Consider the following 21306-nt stretch of genomic DNA (forward strand, 5'->3'; position numbering starts at 1 on the left):
CAGTGGCGGGGACGCTCACTTCACCGTGAAGACTGTTTCGCCCACGAACTGACCCAGCCCCAACTTCACGCGGTACTGACCGGGCGGCACGCGGCGGCCGAGGCTGTCCTGGCCGTCCCAGCGGGCCTCGCTGGTGGTGGACTCGCCGGGCCGCAGGGTGATGGACCCTGCGGCGACGGCCGGGCAGGGACCGTTGCCGAGTTGCCACATCCGCAGGCCGCCGGGCACACGCTCGATGGCGAGCGGTTCGCAATAGCTCTGGGCCACCTCTAGCGGCTGGCCCGTCCGGTTCGTCACCTTCAACGTGAAGCGGTAGCCCTGCGCGGCGGGCGTGACCGTCACGGAAGCGGTCTGGGCCGGGGTCGGCTTCGCCGGGAAGCGCACAGGCGGTGCGACCTCGATCTCTACCCGGCTGGGGTCTAGCCCACGCTTTTTCAGTTCTGCCAGGAACGCCTGCCGCGAGAGTTCGTCCGCGAGGCCGAAGGAGAGGCGCGTGTCCGGCCGGGAGGACCGGCTGCTGCGGGTGTACCAGCGGGCGCGGCTGGCGTCCAAGGCGTCGTGATATGCCTGCGGATTCGGCGTGGGGATGGGCCGGTTCCCCCGCACCACCAGCGCCGTCACCGTCCCGCTTCGCAACCATCCCGACCCCGCCGCCGCGCTGACGTTCCAGCCGCTGCGGTAGTGGACCTGTGCCCCGACCGTCTGCGGCCCCAGCACCCGCGTGTAGGTGTAGCTCGTGCGCGGCGCCAGGGTCAGCCGCTCGCCCACGCGGCGGCAGAGGGGCGCCCCGGCTTGCGGGCGCAGCTCACCCACCGTTTCGTCGCGCAGGACCGATTCGCCGTCCTGAACCTCCGTGAACCGTTTCAGCACCGGGCCGCCCACCGCCCGGCAGGTCACGGTTATGGGCCGGGCGCTGGGATTGCGCAGCGTCAGGGTGAGGGTCAAGGGTGGAGGCGGGTCGTTCTGGTAGGCGTGGTACGTCTCCGGTTCCAGCCGGAACTGGAGGACCGGCGCGGACTGGGCCTGAGCGGAGGACGCCAGCCCCAGGGCGAGGGCGGCGGGCAACCAGAGGCGACGGAGCATGCCCCAGTGTAGGGGGCCAGGGTGACCCCCACCTGAATCCCCTTTCCACCCCTGCCCCCAAGCGTCAGACTGCGCCCATGTCTGACCCCACCCCCCCCGTGCCCGACGCCGAGACCCTCGCTTTCCTGCAAGACGTGCTGGAACTGGTGCGCTTCGGGGACGCCGAGCGGCTGCGGCCTCTGCTGGAGCGCGGCCTGCCCCCAAATCTGCTGAACCAGCGCGGCGACAGCCTGCTGATGCTGGCGAGCTACCACGGCCACCATGAGGCGGCCCGGCTGCTGCTCTCGCACGGCGCCGACCCCGAACTGTTCAATGACCGGGGGCAGACGCCGCTGGGGGCCGCCGCCTTCCGGGGCGACCGGGCGATGCTGGAGCTGCTGCTCGCGCACGGGGCGCGGGTGGACGGGGCCGGGCCGGACGGCCGCACCCCGCTGATGCTTGCGGCGATGTTCGGGCGCGGGGAGATGATCGAGCAGCTTCTCGCCCACGGCGCCGACCCGCACCGCCGCGATGCGGGCGGCTTCACGGCGGTGGAGGCCGCCCGGCAGATGGGCGCCGAGGAAACCGCGCAGTGGCTGGAGGCGCGGCTGGGTCAGGGCTGACCGGGACGGACCTGCCCCGCGTAGAAGTCCGCGATTCCCGAGGCGATGGCCCCCGCGAGCCGCTCCCGCCCCGCCGGGGACATCAGCAGCCGCAGGTTGCCGGGGTCGGTGAGGTAGCCCGTCTCCACCAGGAGGCTGGGCTGGGCGCTCGGCCGCGTCAGGGCGAGGTTGGCGCCCGGCTTGAGGCCCGCGCCCGTGCCGAGGTCCGGCAGCGTGCGCCGCAGCGCCGCCAGAATCGCGGCGGCGGGGGCCTGCGCCTGCGGGTGGGTGAAAAACACCTCCGGCCCACGAATCCCGCGCGGGTCGCGCCCATCCGGGAGGGCGTTGGCGTGGATGGAGACGAGGAGGTCGGCCTCCTGCAGTTCAGCAAAGAGGCCGCGCTCGTACAGTCCCAGCGTCACGTCCCCGTCCCGCGTGAGGCGCACGTCGGCCCCCTGCGCCCGCAGCAGCTCGGCGGCGCGGAGGGTGATCGGCAGCACGAGGTCTTTTTCCGGCACCCGCAGCGCCCCCGCACCCCCGTTCTGGGTGCCGCCGTGCCCCGCGTCCAGCACGATCACCCGCCCGGCGAGGGGCCGCGCCGGGTCGAGCCGGGGCGGGCGGCGCACGCTCAGCACGAGGTCGCCCTCCTCGTACCCCGCCGCGAAGCCCCACAGTTGCGCGGCGTTCAGGCTCAGGGCCAGGCGGGTGACGCCGGGGGCGGGTGCGCTGACCTCTACCCCGCCCAGGAAGGGGTCGGCGACGGGCTGCGGGGGCGCGGGCGGCGTCGCCAGCCCGTATACGGTGAGCACGAGGCGCCCCGGTTCCGGCTGCGCCAGGGTGAAGGGCACCCGCGCCCCGCCGAGCGGCAGGCGGAGGCGGAGGTCGCCTGTGGGCGCGGGCACCGGGGGCAGCACCGGAAGGGCGGCGGCGAGGGGCAGGGCGGGAACGAGGGCGGTGGGCACAGGCACTGCACCCTCTACCCGCAACGCCCCGGCGAGGGCGGGCGCGGGGGCACCGGGCCGCAGCTCCACCTGCGCCGCCGTCACCAACGCGCTCTGCCCCGGCACGAGGCGCACCCGCAGGTCGGGACCGACGCGGCCCACCGCCCGGAAGGTCATCCCCTCGCGGGGATACAGCAGCGGCTCGCCCGAGGGGGTCGTGAGCAGCGTGTCGGCCGGGTTCAGCGCACGGCCGGGCACGGTACCGGGGCGCTGCACGGCGAGTTGCGGGGCGGCGCCGGGGACATTGGAGACGCGCCCAGCGGCCGTCCGCGTCACAGTTCGCCCGTCCCGCCCCGTCAGCATGACGGTGACGGGGGCGGCGGCCAGGGCCTGCGTGGGCGGCAGCACAAACCCGCCCCGGTACTCGCCCGGCGCGACCTCCCGCAGCGCCGTCGCCGGACCCTCCCCCACCCGCACGCTGGCCCGGCCCCCCGGCGAGCCCCGAAAGGCCACCGGGACGGTGCGCTCGGCCTCGCTGTCCCCGGCGGCGTCCCAGAAGGTGTGGTCCTGCGCGGGCTGGATGCTCGCCGTGTCGAGGACGGTCGGCGTGGCGGGCAGCCCCGGCCGTGCCGTCCGGGTGACCCGCAGCGTGCGGGTGCCCGTCTGCCCGCGCAGGGTGCTTACCAACCGCAGGTCCTGCGTGCCCACCCGCAGCGGCCACCACAGGATGAACAGGCCGTCCGGCCCCACCTCCGCCGCCCGGCCGTCAATCCGCAGGGTCGCGCCCGGCGGCACGCTCCCCTCCAGCAGCACGTGGTCGGAGGCGACCCGGTGACCCGGCGGCGGGTAGGCCACGAAGATGTCCGGCGCGGCGAAGGCGGCCGAAGTCGGCATGAATGCACCCAGCAGGGCGGCAGCCAGGGTCAGGCGGGACGGCGGGCGGCGCATGGGCCGGTCTAGCACGGCGGCCGCACCTGCCGCATGAAGGCAGGCCGGGAGCAGGGTACGCTGTCCCATGCCCAACATCGGTCCGCTGGAACTGCTCGTCCTGCTTCTGCTGCTCGGCACCCTGCTGGGCGGCCTGTGGCTGGTCGTGCGGGTCGTCCGGCACGCCTGGGACAGCGCAAAGCCGCGGCCCCCGAAGAGGTGACGCGGCCTGCCGGGGGTGAGTGCTCAGTTCGCCGCGCCGCCCGCCCCGCCCTCCCGCAACTCCTCGGGCAGTTCCTCGGCGTAGAGGTCTCGCCAGGTCTGGCCGTCGAAGGTCACCTCCGACTCGATGAAGTACTGCGCGGGGTCGTCGGGGTCCGTGAGGCTGTCGGTGGGAAGGTCGAGCCGGACGCCCTGCACGGCGGGCAGGCTCCCGCGCTCGGCGAGGCCCGGCGCCTCGTCCGCGAAGGTTTCCGCAAGGAGGGTGCGGGTCCACTCGGCCCATGCCGCCGAATCGCCCGCCCCGGTTGCTGAACGCAGGTCACCACGGACCCGCTCGGCCTGCTCCTCCGGCACGTCGCCCTCTGCCCACTCCACCCGCCCGTCGACCCACACGGTCACGGGCACGGTTTGCACGTCGAGCATCTGGGTCAGCAGGTCCCCGAAGTTGGAGGACTCAGTCGCCTCCCCCTCCGCGCCGCCGTAGGGGAGCCAGTCCTCCCCGTCCAGCGTGTAGGCCAGCGGCGAGAGGTACACGGCCAGCGTCTCCTCGCCCTCGCCAATGACCGCGTGGGGCTGGTTGGCGGACGAGGGAAGGAGCGGCAGCCCGCGCAGCTCCAGCCGGGTGCGGATGGCCTGGGGCACGGCGTCCCCGTTTGCCCCACCGTCCAGCAGCTCCAGATGCCGTTCCCGCCACTCCTCGCCCTCGCCGTCCCACTCGCGCACGAGGTCCTCCAGCGGTTCCAGCAGCGCCTCCGGCGGCTCGGCGTCGAGGTCGATGCGGCCTTCCCGCCAGTGCTCGGCGGTCAGGGTGCCCAGCAGGGGACCGCGCTCGCGGGCCAGGGGGTGGCTCAGCAACTGCTCCACACCGTCGTCGGGCAGCGAGAGCGGCTCCCAGGTTTCGCCGTCGTGCGAGGTCTCGGAGGTCCGCACCCGCAGCGAGGCCCCCTCGCCCAGCAGCAGCACGTCCTCGGGAGTGGAGCGGGCGCCCAGCACGAGGTCGCCCGTGAGCCGCCGCTGCGGGGGCACCGGGATCGCCGCGAAGTCCTCGGGGGTGGCGACCGGCCCCTCGCCCCGGCCCATCATCAGATAGAGCTGGCGGTAGCCCTGCTCCCACGTCGCCCCACCCGGCAGCGCCGAGCGCAGGCCTTCCAGCAGCCGCTCGCGCACGGCGGGGTCGTCGGGGCCGCCCATCAGGGTCACCTCGCCCCCGGCCGTCACCCGCACCTCGACCGGGAAGGTGGTGGGCATCAGGCCCAGTTCTTTGCGTCGTTTCGCTTCACCCATAGCAACCAGGGAAGCATATGGCGGGCGCGTGGGGGCCGGGACCTTCATGAAGCCGGGGGGCGTCAGCAAATCATCAGGCAGAGACGCAGCGCGAACCTTAGAATCCTGAGCGTTCATGAAGACACTGCCCCTCTCCTCTGCTCTCCTCGGACTGACCGTCCTTTTGACCGCCTGCCCCGGCCCTGTCCAGGAGCGGCCCGAGCCGTCCCCCACCACCTATACCCTGACCCTCAAGGTCGAGGGCGTGCCGCAAGCGCCCGTCACCATCCTCAACGACGCGACCAAAGCCGAAGCCTTCGGGGGTTCGGTGGCGGGCAGCAAGACCCTGACCCTGAAGGCGCGCGACGTCTTCCGGGTGGAGGGCGGGGCCGTGGACGGCTTTACCGCCCCCACCGCGCAGGTCGTCACCCTGGACGGCAACAAGACGGTCACGCTGACCTACACGGCCAAAACGCCGCCCACGCCCGTTCCCACCACGCACGACCTCACGGTCAAGGTCGAGGGGGTGCCGCAAGCCCCCGTCACCATCGTCAACGACGCCACCAAGGCGGAGGCGTTCAGCGGCACGTTGGCCGGGAGCAAGACCTTCACGCTCAAGGCCGGGGACGTGTTCCGGGTGCAGGGCGCGGAGGTCGAGGGCTTCACCGCTCCCGCCGCCCAGCTCGTCACGCTGGACGGGGCCAAGACCGTGACCCTGACCTACACGGCCAAGGCGCCGCCCGTACCCACCACCTATGACCTGACCCTCAAGGTCGAGGGGGTCGCGCAGGCCCCCGTCACCGTCCTCAACGACGCGACCAAGGCCGAGGTGTTCAGCGGCACGGTGTCAGGCACCAAGACCCTGACTCTGAAAGCCGGGGACGTCTTCCGGATCGAGGGCGGCGCGGTGAACGACTTCACGGCCCCACCCGCGCAGACAGTCACACTGGACGCGGCGAAGACGGTAAGCCTGACCTACCGGGCAGCCCCTGGAGTCGCACTCGACCCCTCGCGGCTTCAGGGCACGCTGAGCGGGTGGACCTTCGGGACGGGCAGGGTGGCGGCCTCCTTCTCGTGGAGTAACACCGTGCGCGACCTGACCCCGGCCACGGTGACGGCGGCGGGGGCGGTCAGCGGGGTGCTTCCCGCGCCGCCCCAGGTCTGGCCCTTCCTGAAGGAGTGCACCTTCAGCGGCCAGCGCAGCGCCCCCGATTTCGGAACCGAGGTTCCCGAGCTGGGCGTGTTCAGCGCGGGCGGCGACCTCCTGGGGACGGTGACCGAGCAGACGGTGGACGGCGGGCACCTGGTCCAGCGGATGTACTCGGACACGGCGGGAACGTTCAGGGGCACGGCCACCTGCGGCGCGTACGTCTATGACCTCGACCTCACCCTGAAGCAGGGCTGGAACGCGGTGCAAGTCGAAGATTTGGCACCCCAGGGGGAGCGCCAACACCTGCGCGTCCGCACCCTCGCTCCCGGCACCCGCGTGACCCTGGCCTTCAACCGCGCCGCAGAACGGCTGGAGGTCGACTTCCGGGACCAGTCCGAACTGATCCTGCGGGCCGGGGAGTCGGTCAGCCGCGAGGCGAGCCTGGTGCAGGTCGGCGGGATCAGCGGCGCCGTCACCCTGGAAACCAGCGTGCCCGGCGTGACGGTGACCCCCTCCACCGTGACCCTGCCCTCCCTGGCGGCGCAGCGTGTGGGGGCACAGGGCCTGGGCGGCCAGGCACCGCTCGCCCGCCTGACCCCGGAGGCCGTGCAGACGCGCCTGACCTTCACGGCGGCGGCGAACGCCCGCGCGTACAGCGGTCCCCTGGACCTGATCGTGAAGCAGGGTGGGCGGGAAGTGGGGCGCCGAACGCTCCCTCTGCGGCTCACCGCGCCCAGCGTGAGCTTGACCGTCGGGACCGAGCACGTGGGTGGCCTGTTTCTCTACCCCGGCACCACCGCCGGGCTGAAGGTCAACGTGACCAGCGTGGAGGGCTTCAGCGGCAGCGCGACCGTGACGGTCAGCGACCTGCCCGCAGGCGTGAGCGCCCAGCCCGTGACCGCGCAGGTCACGCCGGGGACGACCACCACGGTGACGATTCCGCTGACGGTGGCCCCGGACGCCGCGCCCGGCACCACGACCGTGCGGGTGTCGACGCCGCAACCGAGTGTCTCCCAGGGACCGAATACGGTGCAGCTCACGGTGCGCCCGGCCCGCACGGCGGTGGGCGCGGCTCAGAGCGCACTTGCTTCCTCCGGCGAGGGCGTCTGGGTGCTTGGCGCGGGCCGCTTCGACTCCGCGACCTCGGTGTACCGCACCGAACTGACCCGGTACGTGGGGCTTCAGGCCGGAGCTAGGGCGACGGTGCCCTTCGGGGTCGGGAGCCTGATCGCGCTGCCGGGCGGGGACGTGCTCGCTACGGGGACCGACGAGCGGGTCGCCCGCATCACGGCGGCGGGCGAGGTCACGCTCCTGCCCCGGCCGACCGGCCTGTACGGGGGCGTGGCCGACGGCCAGGGCCGCGTGTGGTTCGTGCAGCGCGTCTCCGAGCCGACCGGCGGCACCCGCACCGCGCTCGTCCGCTGGACGCCCGGCACGGCGGCGAACGACGTCGTGGTGGTGGACGACAAGGCCAGCTACGGCCAGCAGGGGCGCCTCGTGGCGAGCGGCGACGGCAAGGTGCTGGTCTACCTGCCCGCCTACTCCAGCGCCGCCCTGCGCGTCGACACCCAGACGGGCACCGTGGGGCCGCTGGGCGCCGAGGTTTCCGATCAGGGCGGCAGCGTGGCGATCAGCGACGCGGGGACTGTGTGGCTGACCCGGAACGGTGCCGTCGGGCGCCTGAACGCCGACGGCAGCCTGACCACCTTCAATGACCTGCGGGTCGAGCGGCTGTTCGGCTTCGACCGACAGAACCCCGACGTGCTGTGGGGCGCGGACTACACCAGCGTCTTTCGCATCGACGCCCGCAGCGGCAAGGCCGCCCGCATCCAGCTCGGGGAGGTTCCGGCGGGCGTGACCGTGAACGGTGGGGGCCTCGCCGTCCTGACCGCCGAGTACGACAACGCCAGCAGCACCCGGCAGGGCTACCTCTCCATCCTGCGCTGACCCTCCCCTTCTCCAGCCCCCTCCACCCCGGAGGGGGTTTACTCGTTCAGGGCAACCCCGATGAATCCCCCCTTTTTCCCCTCCTCCAGCCGGGCGAAGGCCACGTCGGGGTCATGCGGGGTGCAGAGGATGGCCCCGGACTCGAACCACTCGCCGTAGTGGCGCTTGCGCGTTTCCAGCGTGGTTACCGGATAGAGGTCGTAGCCCATGACATACGGATAGGGCACGTGCGCCAGCGTGGGCACGAGGTCAGCCGTATACACCAACGTCTGCCCGCCCGAGCGCAGCACCACCCCCTGCTGCCCGAGGTTGTGCCCCGGCAGCGGCAGCACGCTCAGGCCGGGGCGCAGCTCGTGCTCGCCCTCCACGACCTCGTACAGCCCGGCGTCCCGCAGCGGCTCGATATACGCCGCGACATAGCTCGCGCGGCTGCGTTCGTGGGTATGGGTGGCGTCGTGAAGTTCCTGCGCCTGCACCACGTAGCGGGCATTGGGAAAGGTCGGCTCGCCCGCCGGGGTCACGTTGCGCCCGGCGTGGTCGAAGTGGAGGTGGGTGTTGATCACGAGGCTGATGTCGTCCGGGGTCAGGCCGACCTCCGCGAGGCCCCGGAAGACCGTCTCGTCACGGTCGAGGGCGTACATCCCCTCGAACTTCTCGCCGCCCTGGTCCCAGAAGCCCGTCTCCACGAGGATGTTCTCCCCGCCCAGGCGAATCAGCAGCGGGTTGATGCGCAGGCGGATGCGGTTCAGGCCGTCGGCGGGCGCGACGCGTTCCCACAGCACCTTGGGCACGCTGCCGAACATCGCGCCGCCGTCGAGACGGAACTTCCCGTCGGTGAGGGAATACACGTCGGCCTCGCCGATCCGGAGGGGCTTGATCCAAGACATGAGGGGGAGTGTAGCGGGCTGGGGCAGGACCGGTGCGGGCGGAGTGAACGGGACTTCACGCCCGGCCCACCCCCCTCGCCGGGGCCGGGGCGAAGATGGTTCCATGACCGGACAGGGCCTGAGCATGAAGATGACCGACCTGCAAGACCTCTACACCGAGCAGCTTCAGGACGTGTACTCGGCCGAGAACCAGTTGCTGGAGGCGCTGGGGCAGATGGCGCAGGCGGCGAGCAGCCCGGACCTGCGGGAGGGCTTCGAGCTGCACGCCGAGCAGACCCGCGAGCAGATCGGGCGGCTGGAGCAGATCCTGGGGAGGCTGGGCACGCAGCCTGGCGGCGTGACCTGCAAGGCGATGCAGGGCCTCGTCGCGGAGGCGCGGGAGATGGTGGAGAAGCAGGCCGACCCCGCCGTGCGCGACGCGGGCCTGATCGCCGCCGCGCAGCGGGCCGAACACTACGAGATCGCCGCCTACGGCACCCTGCGGACCTACGCCGAGCTGCTCGGCCGCACCGAGGACGCCCCGCTCCTCCAGACCTCCGAGGACGAGGAAAAGGCCACCGACCTGAAGCTCACGGGGCTGGCCCGGTCGATCAACATGCAGGCGCTGGGGTAGGTCCGGGCCCGTTGCCCTGCCCCGGACCACCGCTGGGGCAGGCTTCTTCGGGGGGCTGCCGGGCCGGTGTTGGGCCGGGCTCCGGATCAGTGGGCGAGGACCGGGGAAGCCCCCACGCCCCGCGCCACCGCCACCCGGTTCCGCCCCCCCGCCTTCGCCGCGTACAGCGCTTCGTCCGCGACGCGGGGCAGGGCCTCGGGGGCGGGGGCATGGACCCCCAGGGTGGCGACCCCCAGCGACACGGTGATCTGCCCCAGGGTCATCCCCGCGTGGCTGAGGCTCCAGCCCGCGACCGTCTCGCGCAGGCGCTCGGCGAGGGCCGCGGCAGCCCCAGTGTCCAGCCCCGGCAGCAGCAGGGTGAACTCCTCACCGCCGGGCCGGGCGGGGACCGCACCGGGGGGTGCGAGGTCACGCAGGGCGGCTCCCACCCGCACGAGCACGGCGTCCCCCGCCTCGTGTCCGAAGGTGTCGTTGAAGCGCTTGAAGTGGTCCACGTCGAGCGCGATCAGCGAGAGCGGCTCATCCGTGGCGACCGCATGGGCTCCGGCCGAGGCGAGCGCGTCTTCGAGCCAGCGGCGGTTGAACAGCCCGGTGAGGGGATCGCGAATGGCCTGCTGGTGCAGCCGCTCCTGAAGGCGCAGCCCCGCAAGGGCGAGGGCCACCTGCCGCGCCACGGCGGGCAGCGTCTCCCGCAGGTCGGCGGGGAGGGGCTGCCCGTCGACCTCGGGGCGAACCCGCAGGATGCCCAGCGTCTCCCCGTGCGAGAAAAGCGGGACGCAGACGTATCCACCGCCACCCCCTGGACCGCTGAGACACGCGGGCGCGAAGCCCGAGTCCTGCGGCCAGCGCGTCTCACCCCGGCGCAGTGCCCAGCAGCCGTCGGGAGCGCCGCCCGAAGCCGTCTCGCCGCCCCAGGTCAGCAGCGGCACGAGCAGGTTGCGCGAGGCGTTGTGGGTGGCGAGCGAGCCGCGCGTGCCGGGCAGCAGCGTGGGCAGGGCGCGGGCCAGGATCTGCCCGCCTTCCTCCAAGCCCCGCGCCGCTTGCAGCCAGTCGCTGAGGTCACCCAGCGCCCCCATCCGGGCGTTCTGGGTGGCGAGATCGGCGGCGCGGCCCTGCGCCTCGGCCTGCGCGGCCCCGAGCTGCTCGCTCATGCGGTTGAAGGCCGCCGAGAGCGAGCGGACCTCCTGCGGTCCCCGGTTGGATAAGCGCACGCCGCCCTCGCCCCGCGCGAGGCGCTCGGCCGCGAGGCTGACCCGGCGGTAGCTGCGCGAGATCAGGGCCGCCGCAAGCAGGCCGCTCAGAACCGACAGGGCGATCACCGCGATCCCGTACTCCAGCAGGGTGCGCCGCAGGTCCTGCAAGCGGGCCAGCGCCGCCGCCTCCTGCTCGCGCAGCCGGATGCCCTCGGTGCGGGTAAAGGCGGCGGCCTCGGCCCGCACCGCGTCAATCAGGCGCTTGCCCGTACCCCGCGCCACGAGCGCGGCCGCCTCCTGCGCCGAGCGCCCGCGCACCGCGATCTCGGGGCGGCCCACCCGGCTTTGCCAGCGTTCCAGCAAGGTCTCGATGCGGCTGATGCGAGCGAGTTGCGCGGGGCGGTCCGGGGTGGCCTGCGCGGCGACGCCCTCGCGCAGGGTGCCCAAGACCTCCGGCAGGGCGGCGGTGGCCTGCCGGTAGGGGGCCAGGAACGCGGATTGCCCGGTGATGACGTACCCACGCACCCCCGTTTCGAGGTCGAGGGTCAGCCGCAGCGCCGCCTCCATGTGCGAGAGCTGTTCGCGCGAGTGTGCCGCCTCCGCCGTGGCCTGCGTGCGGGCATCCACCGCCGCCGAGAGCTGCACGCCCGCCACCGCCAGCAGAATCCAGACCGGAAGCTGGGGCAACAGGAGCAGGGGGGCCAGACGCATCGCTCCCCAGGGTAAGGGCGGCCTCTTGCCGCTGTCTGACAAAAAGTCGACATGGATGCCGAAAAAAAGCGGCTCCGTCCCCTCAACTTGGAGGAGGGAGCCGCCAGGAACGGGGTGATTACCGCCCGCACCCCGCCGCGATCTCGGCCACGAGCGCCCCCACGTCCTGCCCGTCCCGCACGGCATTTATAAAGGCGCTCCCCACGACCACCCCGTCCGCGACCGAGGCGACCTGCCGGGCGGTCGCCGCGTCCTTCACGCCGAAGCCCACGGCCACCGGTACCCGCGCGTGCTGCCGGGCCAGGGCCAGCATCGCGGGGACCTCGGCCAGCGCCGACCCCTCCCGCGTCCCGGTGACCCCGGTCACGGACACCGCGTACAGGAAGCCCGTGCACGCCTCCGCCACGAGCTTCACCCGCTCGGGCGTGCTCGTGGGTGCGATCAGGAAGGTGACGGCCAGCCCGTGTTCGGCGGCGAGGTCGGCAATTTCGAGGTCCTGGTCGGGCGGGAGGTCGGGGAGAATCAGGCCGTCCACCCCCGCTTCCCGCGCGAGCCGCATGAACTCGCGCGGGCCGACGGCGTAGATGGGGTTCACGTAGGTCATCACGACGATGGGCGCATCGTGCCGCGCCCGCAACTCGCGGATCAGTCCCAGCGTGCGCCGGGTGCTCGTGCCACCCGCCAGCGCCTGCTCGGACGCCCGCTGGATGGTGGGACCGTCGCCGAGGGGGTCGGAGTAGGGAATCCCGACTTCGAGGATGTCCGCATGCGCGAGCAGGGCCTCGGCCACCGCCGGGAACTCGGCGGCGCTGGGAAACCCGCCCGTCATGAAGGGGATGAAGGCGGCGCGGTTCTCTGCACTCGCGCGGGCGAAGGCGGCGTGGAGGCGCTCGGCGCCCCTCGTCAGCGTGGCGGTCATGCCAGCACCTCCGCGATGAGTTGCTCGGGGTCCTTGTCCAGCAGGCCCGCGTCCCGTTCCTGTTCCAGCAAGCGCATCACCTCGGCCACGTCCTTGTCGCCGCGCCCGGAGAGGTTCACCACGATGATCCCGTCTGGCCCCAGTTCGGGCGCGAGCTGCACGGCGTGGGAGATCGCGTGGGCACTCTCCAGCGCGGGGATGATGCCTTCGAGCCGGGTCAGGAGTTGCAGGGCTTCGAGCGCCTGCGCGTCGGTGACGGGCACGTATTCGGCCACCCCGGTTGCCGAGTAATGGCAGTGCTCCGGCCCGATGCCGGGGTAGTCCAGCCCCGCGCTCACCGAGTGCGGCGGGACGATCTGGCCCTCGTCATCGTTGAGGAGGTACATCATCGAGCCGTGCAGCACGCCGATGCGTCCTCCCGCGACCGACGCCGCGTGCTTGCCGCTCTCCACGCCCTCCCCGGCGGCCTCGGTGCCGATCAGGCGGGGGCGCTCCTCTTGGGGCAGGTAGGCGTAGGGCGCGAAGATGCCGATGGCGTTGGAGCCGCCACCCACGCAGGCGACGACGGCGTCGGGGGCCGTGCGACCCTCGATCGCTTCCAATTGCACCTTGACCTCCTCCCCGATCACGGCCTGGAAGTCGCGGACCATCGCCGGGTAGGGGTGCGGCCCCACCACGCTGCCCAGAATGTAGAAGGTGTCGCGCACGTTGGTGACCCAGTCGCGGATGGCCTCGTTGGTGGCGTCCTTGAGGGTCGCGGTGCCCGAGGTGACCTCGCGGACCTCGGCGCCCAGCAGGCGCATCCGGAAGACGTTGAGGGCCTGGCGGCGGATGTCCTCGGCGCCCATGTACACGATGCAATCCAGGCCCAGCAGGGCGGCGGCGGTGGCGGAGGCGACCCCGTGCTGCCCGGCGCCCGTTTCCGCGATCACGCGCTTCTTGCCCATCCGCACGGCGAGCAGCGCCTGCGCGAGGCAGTTGTTGATCTTGTGGGCGCCCGTGTGGTTGAGGTCCTCGCGCTTGAGGTAGATCTTCGCCCCGCCCGCGTGCTCGGTCAGGCGGCGGGCGAGGTACAGCGGGCTGGGGCGGCCCACGAACTCGCGCAGCAGCCGTTCCAACTCGTTCAGAAACTCGGGGTCCCTCTTGGCATCGAGGTAGGCCCGCTCCAGTTCGTCCAGGGCGGGGATCAGCGTCTCGGGGACGTAGCGCCCGCCGAAGCGCCCGAAGCGGCCCCGCGCATCAGGCTGCGGGTAGTCCGGAAGACTCAGAGACATGATGCTCAGGGTAGACCGCCCGGCCCGGCAGCAGGCGGGGAAACTTAGACAGGTTGTCTAAGTTTGTGACGGGAGCGACCATCCGGCCTCCTCTAATATTTGCCGCCAGAGGGGGAGGAGGTCCCGTGCAGTCACCGTGTCCGGCACCTCCCAGCCCAGCGAACGGGCGAGCGTGGTGAGCACCTGCCCGGCCTCCTCGCCCCCCTCGCGCAGCGCCTGCACCGGGGGCGCCCCACCCCGCTTGGCGAGGCGCTCGCCCCGGAAGTCGGTCATCAGGGGGACGTGGAGGTATCTCGGCGTGGGAAGGCCCAGCGCCCCCTGCAAGGCGACCTGGCGGGGTGTGGCGGGCCACAGGTCCCGCCCGCGCACCACGTCCGTCACGCCCATCGCCGCGTCGTCCACGACCACGGCGAGGTGATAGGCGTAGGCGCCGTCGCCCCGCTGGAGCACGAAGTCGCCCACCTCGCTGGGGAGGTGCTGGCAGAGCCTGTCCCCGGTGAGGGCATCCTGGGCACAGACGGTTACGTCGGGCACACGCCAGCGCCGGGCGGCGGGGCGGCCCGGACCGGGGGGATGCGTGCGGCAGAGGCCCGGATAGACCGGCTCCGTGCCATGCGGCGCCCCCGCGCTCGCCTGAACGGCCTGAGCGATCTCGCGGCGGGTGCAGGTGCAGGGGTACGTCTCCCCCGCCCCCGTGAGCCGGGCGAGGGCATCCGCGTACACGTCCAGCCTCTGGGACTGCCGCGTTTCGGCGTCCCAGTCCAGCCCCAGCCATTCCAGATCGCGCCGGGTCACGCCGAAGGCCCAGGGCCGCACCCGTCCGGTGTCGAGGTCCTCGAACCTGAGCAGGTGCCGCCCGCCGAGCGCCCGCGAGTGCAGCCACGCGAGCAGCGCCGTCCGGGCATTGCCCAGGTGCATCGCGCCCGTGGGGCTGGGGGCGAAGCGGCCCACGGGGGGGGCTGGGGACTGGGGCATGGGGAGAGGGTAGAGCATGCTGGGGTCGGGCCAGAGAAGGGGGGAGCAGACCCGCCGCTCCCCCTCTTCCCCAACTCCGGACGCTCAGGACCCCGTGACCTGCTGCACCACTTCTTCGGGGGTGCGCCACACGCGTTCGGCGTCGGCCACCGCCGCAAGGCGGCCCCCCGCGCTCGCGCCGCCCAGGCTGGCCCGGACGTTGACGCCGAGTTCCAGGGCATTCCAGCCAGGCTGCGCGTTCACGTCGACTGTGACGGGCACGGCGGCCTGCACCCCGGCGAAGTCCTTGACAATCGGCCCGCAGTCCACCGTGCCGCTCAGGCGGGTCGGCCGGTTGACGTACAGGTAGACGCGGCCCGAGAAGACCCCCGACACGAAGCCGGTGCGCTCGGCCTGCGCCGCAAAGACGGTCGCGGCCTGCGAGCGCTGCGGGGTCAGGCCCAGGAAGGCGTAGCTGCCCGCCCCCGTGTCGCTGCTCAGGACACTGCCTGTGCAGCCCAGCGCCGAGAGGGCCTCGGTGGGCGAGCGCAGCAGGGGCGTCAGGGCCGCCGCTCCCGGCAAGGGCAGGGTAAAGCGGCCGTCAGGGGCCACCTCCGCCTGCGCGAGCACCTGTCCGCCCGGCCCGGTCAGCGCGACGCTGCCCGTCCCCGACCAGCGCGAGATGTCCCCCGGAATCTGGGTGACGGGCCGGGCCGGAGCGCTGGGCGTGACCCCCGTGGAAACAGTCCGGGGAGCGCAGCCCGCAAGCAGCAGGGCGCCCGCCATCAAGGCGGCCGTGCGCTTCACTGGAGGGCCTGCCCGACTTCGTCGAGGGTGAGCCAGGTGTTGAGGTCGGTCAGCGTGCGGCTGACCTTGCCGCCAGCGCTGGCGCCACCAAAACCGTAGCTGCCCGTTGCGCTTATTTGCAGCTTGATCCAGCCAGGCACAGTCTTAACGTTGACATTAATAGGCGCCGTCAGACCAGCAACTCTGCAATTGATTCTGCCCGTGACTGTGACCACGCGATCCGTATACAACCACGCGCGGGCATCAAAGGAGGCGGATAGAGGCCCACTCCTTGTGAGGCTTGCCGCCGCCACCTCCCGTACCCCGGCCCCGCCCCCCTCGGCCCGCAGGGTGAAAAAGAGCAGACCGCGTGCCGCCGGGTCACTCACCGTCAGCCCGGCAGACGTGCAGTTCAGGTCGGACAGACCCTGTTCCAGCGTTTCGGGGATGGGGCGGGTCTGGGCCTCGACCAGCGGCCCGGTCGGCAGCGTCAGGGCGAAGGTGCCGGTGCTGCTGACCGGCGCGGTGGCCAGGGGCAGCAGGCCGGGTTGCAGGGTCACGGTGCCCGCCGCCCCGCTCTGCCAGGTCTGGATGCGGCCGGAGACGGTGGTTTCGGGGGGGGCATTGTCCGGCACGCGTTCGGGACCACCGCCGCAGGAAGCCAGGATCAGGGAAAGGGCCGTCAGCGCACCGAGTTTTCTCATGCCCGCCAGCCTAGTGCATCCCGGCTGACGGGGAGATGGGAAAACCGCGCCGCGTCTCATCTCCCCCAGCCTTGCCCAGCGGCCCCTGGCCCAGTTCAGGCACGCGCCGCACGGAGCCGCTTCACTCGGCCGGGACGGCCACCACCGTGCGCCCGCGCACCTGCCCTGCCAGAATCTGCTCGGCCAGGGCGGGCACGTCCGAAAGGGGCCGCACCTGCGTCACGTCCGCGAGCCGCCCGGCGGGCAGGTCACGGGCCAGCCGCTCCCAGGCCGCGCGGCGCCTCGGCGTGGGGCAGGTCACCGAGTCGATGCCCAAGAGAGCCACCCCGCGCAGGATGAAGGGAAAGACGGTCGTGGACAGGCCGCTGCCCCCCGCCAGTCCGCAGGCCGCGACCGCCCCGTGGGTGCGTGTGCTGGCGATCGCTCCCGCGAGCGTGTCGCCGCCCACCGAGTCCACGACCCCGGCCCAGCGCTCCTTTTCGAGGGGGCGCTTCAGCGCAGCCACCTCGTCCCGGCCGATCACGTTCGCCGCGCCCAGGGAGCGCAGGTAGCCCTCCTCCTGCGCCCGACCAGTGCTGGCGGTCACCGTGAAGCCCGCTGCCGCGAGCAGCGCGACCGCCGTGCTGCCCACCCCGCCCGCCGCGCCCGTGACGAGCACTTCTCCCCCGCCTGGGGTCACGCCGTGCTCCTCCAGCGCCATCACCGAAAGCATCGCCGTGAAGCCCGCCGTGCCCACACTCATGGCCCAGTGGGCGTCCGTGCCGGGGGGCAGCGGCACCAGCCACTCCGAGCGGACGCGGGCGTACTCGGCATAGCCGCCGTCCTGCCGCTCCCCGATGCCCCAGCCGGTCAGCAGCACGCCCTGACCGGGGGCGTAGGTGCCCGTCTCGTCCGAGACGACCTCGCCCGCCAGGTCGATGCCGGGGGTCATGGGGTAGGACTTCAGGACGCCGGGGCGGCCAGCCACCGCCAGCCCGTCTTTGTAGTTGAGGCTGGAGTGGGTCACCCGGACCACCGTATCGCCGGGGGGCAGGTCGGCGGGGGTCAGGGTCCGGAACTCGGCGCGGACGCCCGCGTCGTCTTTGACGGCCCGCAGGGCACGGAAGGTCTCGGGGAGGGTGAGCTGGGACATGAAAGGCACCTCGGGAGTTGAAGTGCCCCAGGGTAACGCGGCGGCGGACGCCTCAGCGCACGTCCTCGAACTCGGTCACGGCCAGCGAGAGCGCGTCGGTCGTGGTGGCCTGATACCCCGCCCACACCCGCCACAACTCGGCCAGCGCCCGCCGAGCGGCCTCCAGCGCGGCCTGCACGCCCGGCGTGGGCTCGTCCCCGGAGGCGGCGAGGGCCACCGTGAGGTGCAGCTTGGCCCCCAGGTAGCGGGTCTGCTCGCCGCGCGTGCCGTCATAGACGTACACCACGTCGTCCCAGCCGGGCGCGAAGGTTTCCCAGATCAGCCGGGTCACCGCCGCGTGGCTCCCCAGGCAGAGGGTCGCGGCGGGCAAGCCGCCGGGGGCCGTCAGGCCGCGTTCCTCGCAGTGGGCCGCTGCCAGACCGCTCACGTCGCGGTCCACGCTCGGCAGAAAGCGGGACAGGATGTCGGCGCGGGCCGCGTCGCGGGGGGATTGGGGCATAGTTCACCCACTATATTCTGTTTTGCACGAACTGACGAGGGGGGCATCTGGGCAACGGCGATGCCCTACCCTGCGGGCCATGTGGCCCACCTCTGTCCTGCCCGCCGACCTCGAAGCCGTCACCGCGAGGGCGGAGGCGGCCATCCGTGCTCACACAGGCGCCTGCGAGGCGGCCGGGGACGTGACCCCGGAGGCGGGGGCGGCGCTGCGGGCGAGCGGGTACACCCGGCTGACCCTGCCGCGAGAGGCCGGGGGGCTGGGCGCCACCCTGGAGGAGTACGCCGAGGCCCAGCGGCGACTGGGGCAGGCGGGGGCGGCGCTCGCGCTGGTGCTGGCAATGCACACGCATGTGGTAGGAGCGGCGTTTCAGGGCCGGACGCTGCCTGGGCCAATGCTGGCGGCGCTGGCGGGGGCGAGCGTGGAGGGGCGGCTGGTAAACGCGCTGGCGAGTGAGCCGGAACTCGGCAGCCCCTCGCGCGGGGGCCTGCCGCGCACGGCGGCGGTGCCGGACGGGGACGGCTGGCGGGTCACCGGCCGCAAGACCTGGGCCACCGGAGCGCGGGAGCTGGGGCTGGCGGTCGTCAGCGCGGCCACCCCCGCCGGGGAGGTCGCCCGGCTGCTGGTGCCGCTGGACGCCCCCGGCGTGGCGGTGGAACCGACCTGGGTGGGAGCGCTCGCCCTGCGCGGAAGCGGCAGCCATGACGTGACCTTTGGCGGGGTCTGGGTCCCCGCCGAACACGTCGCCCCACCGACCCCGGCCCACCCCGCGAGCAGCGCGTGGTTCTGGACGGCCCTCGCGGCGACGTACCTGGGGGTCGGCTTCGCGGCGCTGGAGACGCTGACGGCTTACGCGCGGGAGCGGGTGCCCACCGCGCTGGGCGCCCCCATCGCCACTCTGCCGCGCGTGCAGGAAGCGGTGGGCCGGATGGCGGCGGAGCTGACAGCCTCCCGCGCCCTGCTGGCATCGGCGGCGCGGGCCTGGGACACCGCGCCGGGGCCGGGGGCGGTGCCGCTGCTGGGCGCGGCGAAGGTCCACGCGACGAATGCGGCCGTCGCTACCACCGACCTCGCCGTGCGGACGGCGGGCGGGGCGGCGCTGCTGCCCGCGCTGGGGCTCGAGCGCCTGCTGCGCGACGCGCGGGCCGGGCTGACCCACCCCCCCGCCGACGAGGTGGGCTACGGCGGACTGGGGGCCGCGCGGCTGGGCGTCGAAGCGCGGCGGTAGGGATACCTGCTCGCCTATCCTGAACCTCCATGCGCCTGCTGCCCCGCCCCCCCAGCCCCGCCCAAGGCGGACGGCTCGCGCTCGCCGCGCTGGCCGGGCTGGCGCTGGGGCTGCTGCTGGCCCGCGGCGTGCTGAGCGTGGTGCTCGCGCTGGTGCCGCCGGGGCAGCCGCTGGTACGGGCGCTGGTGGGCGGGCTGGGGGCACTCGTGAGCGTCACGCTGGGCTTCGGGCTGTCGGGGGCGCTCTCGGCGCGGGCGCTGCCGCTGGGGCGGCTGGGCCTCTCGCGGGGGCAGGCGCGGCTGCGGGCGGGGGCCGCGACGGGCACGACGGCGGGGCTGCTGATCGTGCCCGTCACCGGGGTGCTGGGGCTGGCGGGCATCTACCAGGGAGGCGGCCTGGGCGACGTGCTGGGCGGCCTGCAACTCGCCGGGCTGGTCGCCGCCGCCTGCGGGCTGTATGGCCTGATCTCGGGCGGGGTGCTGGGGCTGCTCACCGTGCGGGCGAGGCTGGCGTGGCGTCCGGCGCTGGCGGGGCTCCTGGGCTTCGGCGCGGCGGGGCTGGTGGGAGGTGGGGTGGTGGCCCTGATCGGGGTCCCCAGCCTGCTCGACGGGGGCGGCTGGGCGCTGCTGGGCTGGCTCACGGCCTTTCTGGTGGCCGCGCAGGTCGTGGGCGACCTCGCCATCGCCGCGAGCATCCACGCCGCCGCCGAACATCCGGAGCGCGACGGGGCCGACGGGCGGCAGGTGACCCTGACCCTCGCCGCGCTGGGGGTCACGCTGCTGGGGGTCTGGGGGGTCGCCGAGCAGGCCGTGTCCTTCGTCCAGTCGCGCCCCACCCGTGCCGAGCCGCTGGCGATTCCGGCGGCCTCCGGGCTGGATTGCCCCGCGCCCACGGCCCCGCTCGAACGGGCGCTGTGGGAGGTCACCACGCGGGGCGGGCGGCCCGACCTCTCGTGCGGCAACCGGGTGCTGGGGCTGCTGCACACCCCGAACCCCGACCCGGCCTTCAGCGACCGGCCGCCCACCCCCCACGGGGCCTACGACGTGCTCGCGGCGCAGATTGCCGGGGCGCGGCGCGAGGTGCTGTACGCGGTGATGGAATGGGCCGACGAACCCCGCCGGGGGCCGGGGGCCGTGCTGGCCGGGGGAGTGGCCGAGCTGTACCGCCGGGTGCAGGCCGATCCCGCCGCCTACCCGCAGGGGGTCACGGTGCGGATCGCGCTGGGCAACTTCCCGGTCACCGCCAACCTCGAATGGGGGTCGCAGGTGTACGCGGCGATCCGCGACCTGCTGGACGCGGGCGTGCCCCTCGCGGACCCGGCGCGGGGCTGGCGGGTCGAGGTGGCGAACTACGCGGGCACCTTTCCCCACAGCCACGCCAAGCTGCTGGTGCTGGACGGGCGGGACCTCGTGGCGATGGGGTTCAATGTGGGGCCGCTGCATTTCCCCGCCGAGCGGCCAGGGGGCGGCGACCTGCGCGACTTCGGGCTATGGGTGCGGGGGCCGGTGGCGCGGGACGGCCTGAACGTCTTCGACGACCTGTGGGTGCGCTCTACCCGCGTCGAATGCGACCCCGGCGTCACCGCGCGGCGGGTGCGCTCCTCGTGCCGGGGGGCGGGTCCGGCCGAGGCGACGCACCCGCAGGGCACCGCGACCTTCCCCTTGAGTCCGGTCGGAACGGACCGCGCCTTCAGCCTGTACCGCCGCGAGGGGTTTCAGGCCGCCGACGCCGCGCAGCTCGCGCTGATCGGGGCCGCCCGGCGGGAAATCGAGCTGCTGCACGTCAGCTTCAGCATGGGCCTGCGCTGCAACCTCGCGCTGCTCAACCCCCGGCTGTGCACCTACGAGGCGGACGCACTCCCGTGGATGCGGGCGCTCGTCGCGGCGATGGAGCGCGGGGTGCGGGTGCGGGTCATGGTGCACGAGCACAGCCTGCTGGGCCTGGAAAACCGCGTCGGGCTGGCGGTGCTGCGCCGGGAACTCGCCGCGCGGGGCCTGTCCGGCCGCTTCGAGGCCCGCTGGTATCCCGGCGCCCTGCACGCCAAGGTGATGCGGGTGGATGGACAGATGCTCGTCGTGGGCAGCCAGAACCTGCACTACTCGTCGTGGACGCCGCGCGGCCTGAACGAATACAGCGTCGCCACGTCGGAGGCCGGAGTCAACGCCGAATTCGGGCGGGCCTTCGCGCACTTCTGGGAGGAGGCGCAGCCCGCGGCCCTCCCCGGCTGGCTGAAGGCGGTGGGCCGCTGAGCGCGGGCGGCGCGGCTGCGACGTTGCCCCTCATCTTCTGCGCCGC

General features: G+C 73.3%; 18 protein-coding genes. 6 read left to right on the forward strand and 12 right to left on the reverse strand.

Annotated features, from left to right (window positions below):
* Nucleotides 1-15 precede the first annotated feature (15 nt).
* Nucleotides 16-1083, reverse strand: coding sequence for a BsuPI-related putative proteinase inhibitor (locus L1280_RS03920; RefSeq protein ID WP_253580766.1), 1068 nt, complete (start codon nucleotides 1081-1083; stop codon nucleotides 16-18).
* 77 nt (nucleotides 1084-1160) lie between these two features.
* Between L1280_RS03920 and L1280_RS03925 the strand changes: the two genes are divergently transcribed.
* Nucleotides 1161-1685, forward strand: coding sequence for an ankyrin repeat domain-containing protein (locus L1280_RS03925; RefSeq protein ID WP_253580767.1), 525 nt, complete (start codon nucleotides 1161-1163; stop codon nucleotides 1683-1685).
* Here L1280_RS03925 and L1280_RS03930 read toward each other — a convergent pair.
* Nucleotides 1676-3553, reverse strand: coding sequence for an N-acetylmuramoyl-L-alanine amidase (locus L1280_RS03930; protein ID WP_253580768.1), 1878 nt, complete (start codon nucleotides 3551-3553; stop codon nucleotides 1676-1678). The two genes, L1280_RS03925 and L1280_RS03930, sit on opposite strands and share 10 nt — an antisense overlap.
* Before the next feature lie 67 nt (nucleotides 3554-3620).
* Between L1280_RS03930 and L1280_RS15665 the strand changes: the two genes are divergently transcribed.
* Nucleotides 3621-3755: a hypothetical protein gene (locus tag L1280_RS15665; protein WP_256487885.1), complete on the forward strand. Its 135-nt coding sequence runs from the start codon at nucleotides 3621-3623 to the stop codon at nucleotides 3753-3755.
* A gap of 23 nt (nucleotides 3756-3778) precedes the next feature.
* Here L1280_RS15665 and L1280_RS03935 read toward each other — a convergent pair whose 3' ends face one another.
* On the reverse strand, nucleotides 3779-5038 hold the full coding sequence (locus L1280_RS03935; RefSeq protein ID WP_253580769.1) for a hypothetical protein: 1260 nt from the start codon (nucleotides 5036-5038) through the stop codon (nucleotides 3779-3781).
* Between the two features lie 115 nt (nucleotides 5039-5153).
* Here L1280_RS03935 and L1280_RS03940 point away from each other — a divergent pair, with 115 nt between their 5' ends.
* On the forward strand, nucleotides 5154-8114 hold the full coding sequence (locus L1280_RS03940; protein WP_253580770.1) for an SMP-30/gluconolactonase/LRE family protein: 2961 nt from the start codon (nucleotides 5154-5156) through the stop codon (nucleotides 8112-8114).
* A 38-nt stretch (nucleotides 8115-8152) separates the two neighbouring features.
* On the opposite strand, the gene L1280_RS03945 is transcribed toward L1280_RS03940, so the two are convergent.
* Entirely contained in the window at nucleotides 8153-9001 is an 849-nt protein-coding gene (locus L1280_RS03945) for an MBL fold metallo-hydrolase (protein WP_253580771.1), read from the reverse strand.
* A 103-nt stretch (nucleotides 9002-9104) separates the two neighbouring features.
* Here L1280_RS03945 and L1280_RS03950 point away from each other — a divergent pair, with 103 nt between their 5' ends.
* Nucleotides 9105-9614, forward strand: a complete 510-nt coding sequence (locus L1280_RS03950; protein WP_253580772.1) for a ferritin-like domain-containing protein — start codon at nucleotides 9105-9107, stop codon at nucleotides 9612-9614.
* 86 nt (nucleotides 9615-9700) lie between these two features.
* Here L1280_RS03950 and L1280_RS03955 read toward each other — a convergent pair whose 3' ends face one another.
* The 8 genes from L1280_RS03955 to L1280_RS03990 all read right to left on the reverse strand — a co-directional run bounded on the left by L1280_RS03955 (nucleotide 9701) and on the right by L1280_RS03990 (nucleotide 17786).
* Entirely contained in the window at nucleotides 9701-11518 is a 1818-nt protein-coding gene (locus L1280_RS03955; protein ID WP_253580773.1) for a diguanylate cyclase, read from the reverse strand.
* A gap of 118 nt (nucleotides 11519-11636) precedes the next feature.
* Complete coding sequence (gene trpA, locus L1280_RS03960) at nucleotides 11637-12437, reverse strand: tryptophan synthase subunit alpha (protein ID WP_253580774.1); 801 nt, start codon at nucleotides 12435-12437, stop codon at nucleotides 11637-11639.
* Nucleotides 12434-13711 carry a tryptophan synthase subunit beta gene (gene trpB / locus L1280_RS03965; RefSeq protein ID WP_253580775.1) on the reverse strand — a complete coding sequence of 426 codons (1278 nt, stop codon included), beginning with the start codon at nucleotides 13709-13711 and terminating at the stop codon, nucleotides 12434-12436. The genes trpA and trpB overlap by 4 nt, the downstream gene beginning before the upstream one ends.
* 57 nt (nucleotides 13712-13768) lie before the next feature.
* A complete protein-coding gene (gene gluQRS / locus L1280_RS03970) occupies nucleotides 13769-14686 on the reverse strand; it encodes a tRNA glutamyl-Q(34) synthetase GluQRS (RefSeq protein WP_253580776.1) in 918 nt (305 codons plus the stop codon).
* 84 nt (nucleotides 14687-14770) lie between these two features.
* Nucleotides 14771-15472: a hypothetical protein gene (locus L1280_RS03975; RefSeq protein WP_253580777.1), complete on the reverse strand. Its 702-nt coding sequence runs from the start codon at nucleotides 15470-15472 to the stop codon at nucleotides 14771-14773.
* Nucleotides 15469-16155, reverse strand: a complete 687-nt coding sequence (locus L1280_RS03980) for a hypothetical protein (protein WP_253580778.1) — start codon at nucleotides 16153-16155, stop codon at nucleotides 15469-15471. The genes L1280_RS03975 and L1280_RS03980 overlap by 4 nt, the downstream gene beginning before the upstream one ends.
* Nucleotides 16156-16276: 121 nt before the next feature.
* A complete protein-coding gene (locus L1280_RS03985; protein WP_253580779.1) occupies nucleotides 16277-17287 on the reverse strand; it encodes an MDR family oxidoreductase in 1011 nt (336 codons plus the stop codon).
* Nucleotides 17288-17339: 52 nt separating this feature from the next.
* Nucleotides 17340-17786, reverse strand: a complete 447-nt coding sequence (locus L1280_RS03990) for a hypothetical protein (protein ID WP_253580780.1) — start codon at nucleotides 17784-17786, stop codon at nucleotides 17340-17342.
* A 79-nt stretch (nucleotides 17787-17865) separates the two neighbouring features.
* Between L1280_RS03990 and L1280_RS03995 the strand changes: the two genes are divergently transcribed.
* Both L1280_RS03995 and L1280_RS04000 read left to right on the forward strand, forming a co-directional pair.
* A complete protein-coding gene (locus L1280_RS03995) occupies nucleotides 17866-19011 on the forward strand; it encodes an acyl-CoA dehydrogenase family protein (RefSeq protein ID WP_253580781.1) in 1146 nt (381 codons plus the stop codon).
* A gap of 29 nt (nucleotides 19012-19040) precedes the next feature.
* Complete coding sequence (locus L1280_RS04000) at nucleotides 19041-21260, forward strand: phospholipase D-like domain-containing protein (protein WP_253580782.1); 2220 nt, start codon at nucleotides 19041-19043, stop codon at nucleotides 21258-21260.
* Nucleotides 21261-21306 lie beyond the last annotated feature (46 nt).

This window comes from Deinococcus sp. HSC-46F16 (assembly GCF_024171495.1).
Lineage (GTDB): Bacteria > Deinococcota > Deinococci > Deinococcales > Deinococcaceae > Deinococcus.